This is a genomic window from Bacillus sp. NEAU-242-2, from assembly GCF_027853835.1.
Classification (GTDB): Bacteria; Bacillota; Bacilli; order Bacillales; family Bacillaceae; genus Bacillus; species Bacillus velezensis.
In genome coordinates this window covers 41,964-55,286 of the sequence record NZ_JAPNNY010000010.1, presented here as the reverse complement: position 1 = coordinate 55,286, position 13,323 = coordinate 41,964, and the positions used below count along the sequence as shown (strand labels likewise).

16 protein-coding genes and 1 rRNA gene are annotated in these 13,323 nt (G+C 44.2%); 16 read left to right on the top strand and 1 reads right to left on the bottom strand.

What is annotated here, in order from left to right; translation table 11 throughout:
• Positions 1-11: 11 nt before the first annotated feature.
• From rrf to rsmI, 14 genes are all read left to right on the top strand, one after another.
• A 5S ribosomal RNA gene (gene rrf, locus OWN49_RS18910) occupies positions 12-127 on the top strand.
• A gap of 174 nt (positions 128-301) precedes the next feature.
• Entirely contained in the window at positions 302-496 is a 195-nt protein-coding gene (locus OWN49_RS18905) for a sigma factor G inhibitor Gin (RefSeq protein ID WP_004264749.1), read from the top strand.
• A 148-nt stretch (positions 497-644) separates the two neighbouring features.
• On the top strand, positions 645-1,259 hold the full coding sequence (locus OWN49_RS18900; RefSeq protein ID WP_014304187.1) for a 5-bromo-4-chloroindolyl phosphate hydrolysis family protein: 615 nt from the start codon (positions 645-647) through the stop codon (positions 1,257-1,259).
• A gap of 15 nt (positions 1,260-1,274) precedes the next feature.
• Positions 1,275-2,393, top strand: a complete 1,119-nt coding sequence (locus OWN49_RS18895) for a toxic anion resistance protein (protein WP_095318604.1) — start codon at positions 1,275-1,277, stop codon at positions 2,391-2,393.
• Positions 2,394-2,470: 77 nt separating this feature from the next.
• Complete coding sequence (locus tag OWN49_RS18890; RefSeq protein WP_176283081.1) at positions 2,471-3,904, top strand: aminotransferase class I/II-fold pyridoxal phosphate-dependent enzyme; 1,434 nt, start codon at positions 2,471-2,473, stop codon at positions 3,902-3,904.
• The gene (gene tmk / locus OWN49_RS18885; protein WP_004264737.1) at positions 3,901-4,539 is read left to right on the top strand and encodes a dTMP kinase; all 639 of its coding nucleotides are present in this window, start codon (positions 3,901-3,903) and stop codon (positions 4,537-4,539) included. Before OWN49_RS18890 ends, tmk begins: the two co-directional genes overlap by 4 nt.
• Positions 4,540-4,609: 70 nt before the next feature.
• Positions 4,610-4,939 carry a cyclic di-AMP receptor DarA gene (gene darA / locus OWN49_RS18880; RefSeq protein ID WP_004264734.1) on the top strand — a complete coding sequence of 110 codons (330 nt, stop codon included), beginning with the start codon at positions 4,610-4,612 and terminating at the stop codon, positions 4,937-4,939.
• Between the two features lie 12 nt (positions 4,940-4,951).
• Positions 4,952-5,392: a YaaR family protein gene (locus OWN49_RS18875; protein WP_004264730.1), complete on the top strand. Its 441-nt coding sequence runs from the start codon at positions 4,952-4,954 to the stop codon at positions 5,390-5,392.
• A gap of 11 nt (positions 5,393-5,403) precedes the next feature.
• Positions 5,404-6,393, top strand: coding sequence for a DNA polymerase III subunit delta' (gene holB, locus OWN49_RS18870; RefSeq protein ID WP_176283082.1), 990 nt, complete (start codon positions 5,404-5,406; stop codon positions 6,391-6,393).
• Positions 6,394-6,395: 2 nt separating this feature from the next.
• Positions 6,396-7,223: a competence/sporulation regulator complex protein RicT gene (gene ricT / locus OWN49_RS18865; RefSeq protein WP_004264723.1), complete on the top strand. Its 828-nt coding sequence runs from the start codon at positions 6,396-6,398 to the stop codon at positions 7,221-7,223.
• Positions 7,224-7,237: 14 nt separating this feature from the next.
• Entirely contained in the window at positions 7,238-7,597 is a 360-nt protein-coding gene (gene yabA / locus OWN49_RS18860; RefSeq protein WP_004264720.1) for a replication initiation-control protein YabA, read from the top strand.
• A 60-nt stretch (positions 7,598-7,657) separates the two neighbouring features.
• Positions 7,658-8,401 carry a tRNA1(Val) (adenine(37)-N6)-methyltransferase gene (locus OWN49_RS18855; RefSeq protein ID WP_077721687.1) on the top strand — a complete coding sequence of 248 codons (744 nt, stop codon included), beginning with the start codon at positions 7,658-7,660 and terminating at the stop codon, positions 8,399-8,401.
• Positions 8,388-8,687 (top strand): GIY-YIG nuclease family protein, encoded by a 300-nt coding sequence (locus tag OWN49_RS18850; protein ID WP_007409921.1) that lies wholly within the window; start codon positions 8,388-8,390, stop codon positions 8,685-8,687. Before OWN49_RS18855 ends, OWN49_RS18850 begins: the two co-directional genes overlap by 14 nt.
• Positions 8,662-9,543 carry a 16S rRNA (cytidine(1402)-2'-O)-methyltransferase gene (gene rsmI / locus OWN49_RS18845; protein ID WP_094247307.1) on the top strand — a complete coding sequence of 294 codons (882 nt, stop codon included), beginning with the start codon at positions 8,662-8,664 and terminating at the stop codon, positions 9,541-9,543. The genes OWN49_RS18850 and rsmI overlap by 26 nt, the downstream gene beginning before the upstream one ends.
• Positions 9,544-9,592: 49 nt before the next feature.
• On the opposite strand, the gene abrB is transcribed toward rsmI, so the two are convergent.
• Positions 9,593-9,883 carry a transition state genes transcriptional regulator AbrB gene (gene abrB, locus OWN49_RS18840; RefSeq protein WP_169510469.1) on the bottom strand — a complete coding sequence of 97 codons (291 nt, stop codon included), beginning with the start codon at positions 9,881-9,883 and terminating at the stop codon, positions 9,593-9,595.
• Positions 9,884-10,365: 482 nt separating this feature from the next.
• Here abrB and metG point away from each other — a divergent pair, with 482 nt between their 5' ends.
• Both metG and OWN49_RS18830 read left to right on the top strand, forming a co-directional pair.
• Positions 10,366-12,357, top strand: coding sequence for a methionine--tRNA ligase (metG, locus tag OWN49_RS18835; RefSeq protein WP_053573816.1), 1,992 nt, complete (start codon positions 10,366-10,368; stop codon positions 12,355-12,357).
• A 75-nt stretch (positions 12,358-12,432) separates the two neighbouring features.
• Positions 12,433-13,200, top strand: coding sequence for a TatD family hydrolase (locus OWN49_RS18830; protein WP_032868379.1), 768 nt, complete (start codon positions 12,433-12,435; stop codon positions 13,198-13,200).
• Positions 13,201-13,323: the final 123 nt, after the last annotated feature.

The following is a 13,323-nucleotide window of genomic DNA, read 5'->3' as shown; positions in this document are numbered from 1 at the left end:
ACTCTCAATGGTTTGGTGGCGATAGCGAAGAGGTCACACCCGTTCCCATGCCGAACACGGAAGTTAAGCTCTTCAGCGCCGATGGTAGTCGGGGGTTTCCCCCTGTGAGAGTAGGACGCCGCCAAGCTATCATTACGGTAAAGGCAGCTCATCATGAGCTGCCTTTTTTGTTTTTGAATAAAAACAAAACAAACACCGAAATACGGGAACGCCCATATACTAATTGCAAACTTCAAAAAGATCCAAATTGTGTATACAATCAACAGCTTAAGGGAAGGCTATTCATACGGAGGTGGGCAAAATGAATGAAACGTCCGGCCATGAAGAAACATGTATTGTGTGTGAAACCAAGAAAAGCAGGGGAATCCATATTTATACGAAATTTATATGTTTAGAGTGTGAGAAGAAAGTAGTTTCCACTCCGACCTCTGATCCGAATTATGAATTTTTCGTTCGTAAACTGAAAAGCCTTCATACACCGACGTTATATTCTTAACCCTGAAAAGGGTCTTTTTTTTGCCTGAAATCAGAGGAGTTTTTTCACTTTTTATAAAAGAACTGATACGATAAGAAGAGGAACTTGTTTAGACATGGAATGTAATAGATAATACTGATAAAAGTGAATAAATAGGAGTCGATCAAGTATGAAACCGTTTATTCAATATATGAAATGGACGTTTTGCGGCAGCACAGTTTTTGTATTAGCGGGGATAACCTTCTTTACGATAGGGCATCAGCCTTTTCTGTATTCGCTTTTATACGGGGCAGCCGGTGGAGCCGCAGTCAGTGCGTCCGGCTTGTGGAATGCGAAGCGTCTCTTTTTAAAAAAACACCGGCTGACAAGAAAAGAATATGCTTATATCAAGGAAAATCTCGAGGAAGCAAAGGGTAAAATCATCCGATTACGCAGGGCGCTTTTCCGCTCGAAAAGTATACAAATGCTGAAGCAGAATGCAGAGATACTGCGGATAACCCGACGAATATATCTGCTCACAAAGCAGGAGCCGAAGCGTTTTTATCAGGCAGAGCGTTTCTATTATCAAACGCTTGATTCTGTTGTGGAACTGACGGAAAAGTATGCTTTGCTCTCATCACAGCCGCGAAAAAATAAAGATTTATCAATGTCCTTGAGTGAGACGAGGATGACTCTGGCGGAGCTTTCCAGAAGGCTGGAAGAGGATCTTCATGAACTGATGAAGGAGGACATCGACGACCTGCACTTTGAATTAGATATGGCAAAGCATTCACTGAGAAAATAAGAAAGGAAGAAGGAAATGGCCAAAGACCGTTCCGATGACAGCATAGGCGCCCAAAATGACCAGACTCATCTAAAGCTTGCAGATACGCTGCCGGAAGAAAAAAGAGAAGCGGCACTTCAGCTCGCTGAAAAACTGGACCCTGGGAACATGCAAAGCATTGTTCTGTTTGGTTCACAGGCGCAGGCGAATCTTCTGGAATTTTCCCACACGATGATAGAGCACGTGCAAAGAAAAGATGCAGGAGAGATGGGACAAATATTGGCTGATCTGATGCTGAAGCTTGACCAGGTAAACCCCGATGATCTGCAGGTAAAGAACAAAGGGTTTTTCGCCCGGCTGTTTAAAAGGGTATCCGGATCTGTGCAGGAAGTGCTTTCGAAATATCAAAAGACAAGTGTGCAGATTGACCGTATCAGCAGAAGGCTGGAACATTCTAAAAATGTGCTGTTGAGTGACAATAAATGGTTAGATCAGCTGTACGCCCAAAATAAACAATACTTTTCTGATTTAACTATGTATATAGCAGCGGGTGAATTAAAATTAGATGAGCTGAAAACAAAGCTTATTCCCGAAGCGGCAAGAAAAGCCGAATTACGAGAACACAATCAAATGGCCGCGCAGGAAGTGAATGATCTTCGCCAGTTTGCCGACCGTCTGGATAAGAGGGTGCATGATCTGCTGCTGAGCAGGCAGATTACGCTTCAGAGTGCGCCGCAAATCCGTCTGATTCAAAACACGAATCAGGCACTGGCAGAGAAAATTCAGTCCTCCATTGTTACGGCTATTCCTTTATGGAAGAATCAAGTCGCCATCGCGCTGACGCTTATGAGGCAGCGGAGTGCGGCAGATGTGCAGCAGAAGGCGGCGGATACGACAAATCAATTGCTGCTGAAAAACGCCGAACTTCTGAAAACAAGCACAGTCGAGACGGCCAAAGCCAATGAGCGCGGACTTGTTGAGGCAGACACCCTCAAAAAAGTGCAGGAAAGCTTAGTCAGCACACTTGAAGAAATCATGTCTATTCAAGAAGAAGGCAGGATGAAACGCAGGCGTGCCGAGGAGGAGCTTGTTATCATGGAGGGCGATTTAAAAAAGAAACTGCTTGATATGAAGTCCGGCCGGGATAACGGCTAGATGGCAAAAAGTCTTAGCTTTAAGTTGGCTCGCAGGCACGATATAATAAGAAAGACAGGCAAAGGATTTGTTTAAAAATGGACACACCTTTATATACAGCGCTGATGAAGCATGCGCACCGAAATACGTATTCTTTTCATGTTCCGGGACATCACAATGGAGATGTCTTTTTTGATGAAGCGAAATCTGTATATCAATCTCTTTTATCTATTGATATGACTGAGATCACGGGTCTTGATGACTTGCATCACCCGACAGGGGTCATTAAGGAAGCGCAGGATTTGGTGAGCAGATTGTACGGCTCTCAGGAAAGCTTCTTTCTCGTCAACGGAACGACCGCCGGCAATCTGGCGATGATTTTAGCTGTTTGTGAACCGGGTGAACCCATTCTGATCCAGCGTAATTGTCACAAGTCTGTTTTCCATGCGGTGACATTGGCCGGAGCCAAGCCGGTTTATTTGGCGCCGGAAATCGATGAAAACATGCATGTGCCGGCACATGTATCCCTTTCAGTCATCGAAAAAGCGCTGGCGTCATATCCGAACGCGAAAGGACTTGTTCTGACCAATCCGACTTACTACGGACACGCCGCCGATTTGACTGCGGCAGTTAAAAAAGCCCATTCATACGGTGTTCCTGTACTGGTGGATGAGGCTCATGGGGCTCACTTTGTGTTAGGCCAGCCTTTCCCGCCTTCATCATTGGCTATGGGGGCGGACGCCGTTGTTCAATCGGCTCACAAAACGCTTCCGGCTATGACGATGGGATCTTACTTTCATTTAAACAGCACCCGAATTGACAGAGATCGATTAACTTATTATGTAAGCAGTTTGCAAAGCAGCAGCCCGTCATACCCGATTATGGCATCTTTAGATACGGCGCGTGCTTATGTGCAGGACATTGCTGAAAAAGGGACACTTCCCGTCCATATGGAGCACATTGAGAAAATCAAACGAAGGTTCGCATCAATTTCTTCTATTGAAATAATCGAGCCTTCCGGATATGGGATGTGGGCGGACCCGTTAAAATTAATACTTCGGTCAAAGCTCGGACATTCCGGCTATTCATTACAACGCATTTTGGAGAGTGAAGGCATTGTTGCCGAGCTGGCTGACGAGTACCAAGTATTGCTCGTACTGCCGATAGGCGGCCGGCGGATGATAGAACAGGCAGCCGTAAGAAACATACAGCAGAAACTGGAGAATACACCGCCCGATAAATTGCCGGATGCCGTGAATTGGACATTTCCGTCCATTTCGACACTTGAATATCCGCAAAATGAGATGCGGAAGTTTACAAAAGAGCCTGCAGATATAAATAAGGCGGCCGGGCGCTTGCATGCGGGGAACATTATTCCTTATCCGCCGGGAATTCCGCTGATCATGGACGGCGAACGGATAACAGAAGAGATCGTACAGAAGCTTTCCCGTTTAATCGGCATGGACGCGCATATTCAAGGCTTGTTAAACGGGGAACAATTACTTGTCTATATAGAAGAGGAGAAATCATGAGCGGTTTATTTATAACATTTGAAGGTCCTGAAGGTGCAGGGAAAACGACTGTGCTTCAGGAACTGAAAGAGATTCTGTCGGCAGAGGGGCTCCCGGTGACAGCGACAAGAGAACCGGGCGGCATCGACATTGCGGAACAGATCAGAGAAGTGATCTTAAATAAAAACAATACACTGATGGATGCAAAAACGGAGGCGCTGCTTTACGCCGCGGCGAGAAGACAGCATTTAACCGAAAAGGTGCAGCCTGCATTGAAAGAAGGGCGCATTGTGCTGTGTGATCGTTTCATCGACAGTTCGCTGGCTTATCAAGGCTATGCGAGAGGGCTCGGCATTGATGAAGTTCTTTCTATCAACCAGTTTGCAATCGGCGATACGATGCCTGATGTCACCATCTATTTTTCTATTGAGCCTGAAGAAGGGTTGAAACGGATTACGTCGAATGATTCAAGAGAAAAGAATCGTCTCGATCTTGAGGCCCTGCACTTTCACACGAAAGTACGGGAAGGATACCAAAAGGTTATGCAGCGTTTTCCGGAAAGATTCCATACAATCGACGCATCGAAAAAGAAGGAACTCGTCATTCAGGACGCGCTTCAAGTGATAAATGAAGCATTGAAAAAAATTCAGTTGTGACCTGTTTCTCATAAGTTGCTATAATGAATGTAACGACAATGTTCTTTCCAACCTAAAGGGGGCCTAGAGAATGAAATTAATAGTGGCAGTGGTGCAGGATCAGGACAGCAACAGGCTTTTGAAAGTATTAACCGACCACAACTTCAGGGTGACGAAGCTTGCGACAACAGGCGGATTCCTTAAATCAGGCAATACGACGTTTATGATCGGGGTGGAAGATATCCGTGTCGATAAAGCGCTCAGCCTCATTAAAGAGAATGGCTGTAAACGTGATCAGATGATTGCCCCGGTATCCCCGATGGGCGGGAATGCGGATTCATACGTTCCATATCCCGTCGAAGTGGAAGTCGGCGGAGCGACGGTCTTTGTCCTCCCGGTCGATGAATTTCATCAATTTTAAGGATTTGACGACGTGAAAATAAATTCTGACTTACGTACATTTATTGAGAAAAAGCAGCAGCCTGCTTATAAAGCGGCAGAGCTTTCCGGAACGTTTAAAAGTTCAATGGACAGCCAAAGCAGCAAGCTGAAATTTGATCAGCTGAGCAGGTTCTTAACGGATATAGAAACGTTCGGGAAAAGGCTGACGAAGTCGAGAAACTTCAAAGACTTAGCGAAATTCAAAGGATTGGTAAAACGTTTTGTAAAAGAGGCCGTAGACAGCGGATTATCGCATGAGACGGAGAAAAGCTTTGACTTGTACGGCAGCAGCCGGACCCTGGGGCTTGTGAAAGAAATAGATGAAAAACTGCTTCAGCTGACGGAAGAAATGTTAGATCAGGAAAAACCGGCAATTGATTTGCTGGATCGAATCGGAGAAATAAAAGGTTTATTAATTAACCTTTACACATAGAGAGTGATACAATGGCAATATCATGGAAGGAAATGACCGGGCAGCAGCCCAGAGTGATGCGGCTTTTGCATAACAGCATTAAAAAGAAAAGGCTTTCTCACGCATATCTGTTTGAAGGCAAAAAAGGTACGGGCAAATTGGATGCCGCACTGCTTCTCGCAAAAAGCTTTTTTTGCCTTGAAGGCGGGACTGAGCCTTGCGGGGAGTGCCGGAACTGTAAGCGTATCGAATCCGGAAACCATCCCGACCTGCATGTGGTTCAGCCCGACGGATTATCCATTAAAAAGGCTCAGATCCAATCGCTTCAGGAAGAGTTTTCTAAAACAGGACTGGAATCGCATAAAAAGCTGTACATTATATCCCATGCGGATCAAATGACGACAAATGCGGCAAACAGTCTGCTGAAGTTTTTAGAGGAGCCGAGTCAAGACACCATCGCAATTCTGATTACTGAGCAGCTCCACCGAATACTGGATACCATCGTTTCGAGATGTCAGGTTCTCCCGTTCCAGCCGCTTCAGCCGAAAGCCATAGAAGAAAGACTGATTGAACAGGAAGTGAGCCCTCACATGGCCCGGCTCTTAGCAAATATGACAAATAATATTGCGGAAGCAGTCGAATTAAGTCGAAATGATGAGTTTGCAGAGTCCAGAGCGAAAGTGATAAAATTGTATGAAGTCTTACATCAGCGGAAAGGACATGCCTTTTTCTTCATTCAGGATCAGTGGGTGCCCTTTTTCAAAGAAAAAACCCATCAAGAAATGGGTCTTGATATGCTCTTATTGATATACCGTGATGTATTATCCATCCAAATTGGAAATGAAGATAAACTGATTTATCAAGACTTATTCCAATCAATAAAACAGCATGCGCTGCAATTTACACAACAAAGCGTTACGAACCAAATTCTCGCTGTTTTAGAAGCAAAAAAACGGCTTCATTCCAATGTGAATGTGCAGGGATTAATGGAGCACTTGGTGTTAACGTTGCAGGAGGGATAAGCTTGTACAACGTAATAGGCGTCCGCTTTAAAAAAGCGGGGAAAATTTATTATTTTGATCCGAACGGATTTGATATAGAACAAGACAGCTGCGTCATTGTTGAAACCGTAAGAGGTGTAGAATACGGGCAGGTTGTCATCGCAAATAAACAAGTGGACGAGCATGATGTTGTGCTTCCGCTTCGAAAGGTTATTCGCGTTGCTGATGAACGCGATCTTCTCATTGTAGAAGAAAATAAACAGGAGGCCCTGTCCGCTTTTGAAGTCTGTCAGAAAAAAGTGGCTGACCACGGCTTAGATATGAAGCTGGTTGATGTTGAATTTACGTTTGACCGCAATAAAGTCATTTTTTACTTTACGGCAGACGGACGGGTTGATTTCAGGGAATTGGTCAAAGACTTGGCTTCTATCTTTAAAACGAGAATCGAATTGCGCCAAATCGGGGTAAGGGACGAGGCGAAAATGCTCGGCGGTATCGGACCATGCGGGAGAATGCTTTGCTGCTCCACGTTCCTCGGTGATTTTGAACCGGTGTCCATCAAAATGGCGAAGGATCAAAATTTATCGTTGAACCCAACGAAGATTTCCGGTCTGTGCGGCCGTTTGATGTGCTGTTTGAAGTACGAAAATGATGAGTATGAGACGGCAAAAGAACAGCTGCCGGATTTAGGCGAAATGATTACGACGGCAAACGGCCCCGCAAAGGTTGTCGGTCTTAATATTCTGGAACGGGTGCTTCAGGTGGAACTGAAGAATCGTGAAAAAGTGATAGAATATACTTGGGAAGAGCTCTTGGAAGAGGGCGTCGTATCCGCACAAACCACAGATTAACGAGGTGTGGAACCTTGGATAAAAAAGAGTTATTTGATACTGTCATAAACCTGGAGGAACAAATCGGTTCGCTGTACCGTCAGCTGGGTGACTTAAAGCAGCATATCGGCGAAATGATTGAAGAGAATCACCATCTTCAGCTTGAAAATAAGCATTTGCGTAAGCGGCTTGATGACACGACGGAGCAAATTGAGAAGTTCAAAGCCGATCAGAAAGAAACAAAAACACAGAAGGCAGAGCAGAGTGATATAGGAGAAGGGTACGACAATCTGGCCCGGCTGTATCAAGAAGGCTTTCATATTTGCAACGTCCATTATGGGAGCGTCCGCAAGGGAGATTGCCTTTTTTGTCTGTCCTTCTTAAATAAAAAATAAGGAAAAGGCTTCCGCTGATGTCGGAAGCCTTTTTCAAAGAGTGCCGAAAGGAATAAGATTATGGTTTCATTACGTGATGATGAAAGATTGGATTACTTATTAGCAGAGGATATGAAAATAGTACAGAGTCCGACGGTTTTCGCTTTTTCATTAGATGCCGTGCTGCTGTCTAAGTTTGCATACGTTCCGATTCAAAAGGGGAACATCGTTGATTTATGCACGGGGAACGGCATTGTGCCGCTTTTGCTCAGCACAAGGTCAAAAGCCGATATCACCGGGGTTGAAATTCAGGAACGCTTGTATGATATGGCGCTCCGAAGCGTGGAATACAACGGGCTGGGCGGTCAGATCAGTCTCATTCATGATGATCTGAAAAATATGCCGGAAAGACTCGGACATAATAAATATGATGTTGTCACCTGCAATCCGCCTTATTTTAAAACACCGAAAGAGGCGGAGCAGAACCTGAACGAGCATCTCAGAATCGCAAGGCACGAAATCCTTTGCACGCTTGAAGATGTGATTTCCGTCAGCAGCAAACTGCTGAAGCAAGGCGGAAAAGCGGCTCTCGTTCATCGGCCGGGGAGGCTTTTGGAAATCTTTCAACTAATGAAAGCATACCGAATAGAACCGAAACGGGTTCAGTTTATTTATCCGAAACAAGGTAAAGAAGCGAATACCATTTTGGTTGAAGGAATTAAAGGCGGCCGCCCTGATCTCAAAATTCTTCCCCCGCTCTTTGTATACAATGAACAAAATGAATATACGAAAGAGATCCGCACGATTTTATATGGAGACAAATAGTCATTTCTTTTATGTGCTGCTGTGCAATGACAACAGTCTGTATGCCGGTTATACAAATGATCTGCAAAAACGGTTGAAAACCCACAATGAGGGAAAGGGCGCGAAATATACAAGGGCGAGAAGGCCGGTTTCGTTATGCCATGCGGAATCATTTGAAACAAAACGGGAAGCGATGCAGGCGGAATACCGTTTTAAGCAGCTGACCCGAAAGAAAAAAGAGCAATATATAGAAGAAAAACGACGCAGCAAGGAGGCTGTATATGTTAAGACGCCAGATGAGTTTTAACGGAAAATCTGAAATGGGAACTCTGTACCTTGTTCCTACACCGATCGGCAATTTGGAGGACATGACCTTTCGTGCAGTAGAGACGCTGAAATCGGCCGATGTCATAGCTGCCGAAGATACGAGACAGACGAAAAAGCTGTGCCATGTTTATGACATAGAAACATCTCTCATCAGCTATCATGAACATAATAAAGAAAGCAGCGGCCATAAAATCATTGAATGGCTGAAAAGCGGAAAGAATGTGGCATTGGTCAGTGATGCCGGTATGCCGACAATTTCCGACCCGGGGGCTGAGATTGTGAGAGATTTCACCCAAATCGGCGGATATGTCGTTCCGCTTCCGGGTGCAAATGCGGCATTAACCGCGCTGACCGCATCAGGGATCACCCCGCAGCCGTTTTTCTTCTACGGATTCTTAAACAGACAGAAAAAAGAAAAGAAGAAAGAACTCGAACTCCTGAAAAAACGGCAGGAAACGATGATATTTTACGAAGCGCCGCACAGATTAAAAGAAACATTAACAGCAATGCATGACGTTTTGGGGAATCGAACCATCGCCGTCACGAGGGAATTAACGAAAAAGTATGAGGAATTCATCAGAGGAACCATCGCCGAGGTGCTTGAATGGGCAAACGAAGATCAAATCCGCGGTGAGTTTTGTCTCGTTGTCGAAGGCAATCAAGGCGCTGAACCGGATGAAGAGGAAAAGCCTTGGTGGGCGGAGCTTTCTGAGAAAGAACATGTGGAGCATTACATAAATGAAGGATCTTCTTCCAAACAGGCCATAAAACAAACAGCGGTAGATCGGGACGTACCGAAACGCGAGATTTATGACGCTTATCACATTCAATCATAAAAAAAACCGTTCTTGTGTCATAACAAGAACGGTTTTTGTATGAAATAGCTTATTTTTGGTTTTGAAGCTGGTTTTGAATTTCAGAGATGATTTGCTCAGCGCCTTCTTTGCTGAGTACCAATTTGCCGCCGGCAAGTTTAAGGTTATCATCAGAAACTTCACCAGTTACTTGGCAAGTCATGTTTGGTTTATATTTTTTAAGGATGATTTTTTCATCATCAACATAAATTTCAAGAGCGTCTTTTTCTGCGATGCCCAGTGTACGGCGAAGTTCGATAGGGATAACGACGCGTCCAAGTTCATCAACTTTACGTACGATACCAGTAGATTTCATTAACAGTCTCCTCCCGAGAGATAATTATTTGTAGTTTATATTTTTCTTCGTCATTATTCGACAAAATTCCTTACATTCCTAGCATAACAAGGTTTCCAATAATCGTCAATCTTTTTGTTTGCTATTGTTTGTAAGAATTAGTTCTTATAGTAAGTAAAGCCTTGGAAATCCTGAAATAACAGGCTTTTTGACTGCTTTTTCGAACCTATTATCCTACTGAAAATCCTTTTAAATCAAGACTTTCGAACCAAGATGTTTTATATTAGTAGATTATATACGACAAATTTCGACATGTTAAGACTTTTTTTAATTTCAATAAAAATTTTTAATTTTATTTACTCTTTTACGCGCAGTACGTATATATCCTTGATCTTAAAGGCTAAGATGGTATCATAGATAGAGGACAAATATCAATATTGTATATCAAATAAAACCGCTCTCGTCCTTTGGGCGTGAGCTTTTCGACATTCTGAATGGGAGGTTGCAACATGCCGCAAGACAATAATACTTTTTATATTACGACCCCGATATATTATCCGAGCGGAAAATTACATATCGGCCATGCTTATACTACCGTGGCCGGCGATGCGATGGCGCGTTACAAAAGATTAAAAGGATTTGACGTACGCTACTTAACCGGAACGGATGAGCACGGACAGAAAATCCAGCAGAAAGCGGAGGAAGAGAATATCACGCCTCAAGCTTATGTGGATCGCGCAGTTGCTGAAATCCAAAAGCTATGGAAGCAGCTCGACATTTCTCACGATGATTTCATCCGGACGACGGAAAGCCGGCACAAAGAAATTATCGAGAAAGTGTTTCAAAAACTTCTTGATAATGGTGACATTTACCTGGATGAGTATGAGGGCTGGTACAGCATCCCTGATGAAACATTCTATACGGAAACACAGCTGGTGGATGTGGAACGAAATGAGAAGGGTGAGGTTGTCGGCGGAAAAAGCCCTGACAGCGGCCACCCGGTCGAATTAATCAAAGAGGAGTCATACTTCTTCCGCATGAGCAAATATGCAGACCGCCTGCTGAAGTTTTATGAGGACAATCCTTCTTTCATCCAGCCTGAATCACGCAAAAATGAAATGATTAACAACTTCATTAAACCGGGGCTTGAAGATTTGGCCGTTTCCAGAACGACGTTCGACTGGGGCGTAAAAGTGCCGGGAAATCCGAAGCATGTCGTGTATGTATGGATTGACGCACTGTTCAACTATATTACAGCGCTCGGTTACGATACGGAAAATGATGAGCTTTACAAAAAGTACTGGCCGGCTGACGTTCACCTTGTCGGTAAAGAAATTGTCCGTTTTCATACCATTTACTGGCCGATTATGCTGATGGCGCTTGATCTACCGCTGCCTAAGCAAGTATTCGCGCATGGCTGGTTATTGATGAAAGACGGAAAAATGTCGAAATCAAAAGGAAATGTCGTTGATCCGGTAACGTTAATTGAACGCTACGGCTTGGATGAACTTCGTTATTACCTGCTTCGCGAAGTACCGTTCGGTTCAGACGGTGTCTTTACGCCGGAAGGTTTCGTAGAACGGATTAATTATGACTTGGCGAACGACTTAGGAAACCTTCTGAATCGTACAGTCGCAATGATCCAAAAATATTTTGACGGCGAGATTGGTTCATATGAAGGAAATGTGACCGATTTTGATTCAGAGCTTTCTTCCGTAGCCGGTGAAACGGTTAAAGCTTATGAAAAGGCAATGGAAAACATGGAGTTTTCAGTCGCTTTATCAACGCTATGGCAATTAATCAGCCGTACGAACAAATATATTGATGAAACTGCTCCGTGGGTGCTTGCTAAAGATCAGGAAAAAGAAAAAGAATTACGTTCTGTCATGTATCATTTAGCTGAATCATTGCGTATTTCGGCCGTATTGCTCCAGCCTTTCTTGACGCAGACGCCTGAAAAAATGTTTGCCCAGCTCGGAGTTGAGGATCAGTCTCTTAAAGCTTGGGACAGCATTCAGACATTCGGCCAATTGAAGAACGCGAAAGTGAAAAAAGGGGAACCGCTTTTCCCTCGTCTTGAAGCTGAAGAAGAAGTAGCTTATATCAAGCAAAAAATGCAAGGAACTGCTCCTGCTAAAGAAGAAAAGGCGGAAGAGCCGCAAGAAGCAGAGCGTCTTCCTGAAATTACGTTTGATCAATTTATGGATACAGAACTTCGCGTCGCAGAAGTCTTGTCCGCAGAGCCGGTGAAAAAAGCAGATCGGCTGCTGAAATTGCAAATTGATCTGGGCTTTGAACAGCGCCAAGTTGTATCAGGTATCGCGAAGCATTACACACCGGATCAGCTTGTGGGAATGAAGATCATTTGTGTAACGAATTTAAAACCGGTAAAACTGAGAGGCGAGCTTTCTCAAGGAATGATACTGGCAGGAGAATCGGACGGCGTTCTCAAAGTTGTAGCTGTCGACCAGTCATTACCGAAAGGCACTCGAATTAAATAATAGGGGCAAAAGGTGTTTCACGTGTAACATTCCGTCGAACACCTTTTGTTTTTCAACAAGAAAGGAGTTTTTATGATGCTTTTTGATACACATGCGCACTTAAATGCCGAGCAATTTGACACAGACTTAGAGGAAGTCATTGCGCGTGCAAAGGCTGAAAAAGTTGAACGAATCGTCGTTGTCGGGTTCGACAAACCCACTATCACGCGTGCGATGGAGCTGATTGAGGAATATGACTTTATATACGCTGCGATCGGCTGGCATCCGGTAGACGCAATTGACATGACAGAGGAAGATTTATCATGGATTAAGGAACTGTCCTCTCACGAAAAAGTCGTGGCAATCGGAGAGATGGGCCTTGATTACCACTGGGATAAATCACCAAAAGACATTCAGAAAGAAGTATTTCGGAAACAAATCGCTCTCGCCAAAGAAGTGAACCTTCCAATTATCATTCATAATCGTGATGCAACGGAAGATGTTGTCACAATTTTGAAAGAAGAGGGAGCGGAAGAAGTCGGCGGCATTATGCACTGCTTTACGGGGAGCGCGGAGGTTGCGCGGCAGTGTATGGATATGAATTTCTATATTTCATTCGGCGGACCGGTTACCTTCAAAAACGCGAAGAAACCGAAAGAAGTAGCAAAGGAAATTCCGAATGACCGTTTGCTGATTGAAACGGACTGTCCTTTCCTGACACCGCATCCTTTCCGCGGCAAACGAAATGAGCCAAGCTACGTAAAATATGTTGCTGAACAGCTCGCTGAATTAAAAGGGCTGACATATGAAGAAATTGCCTCAATTACAACCGAAAACGCAAAAAGACTTTTCCGCATGAACTGACAGAATGCGCTGTCATAACGTGTAAAAGCTTGTCCGATTCAGTGGATATGTATAACGGTTCTACAAGCTTCCTTCTCCTCATAAGATAGGTTGTCGATATGTCTCTCTTCCTTTTTTTTCTTT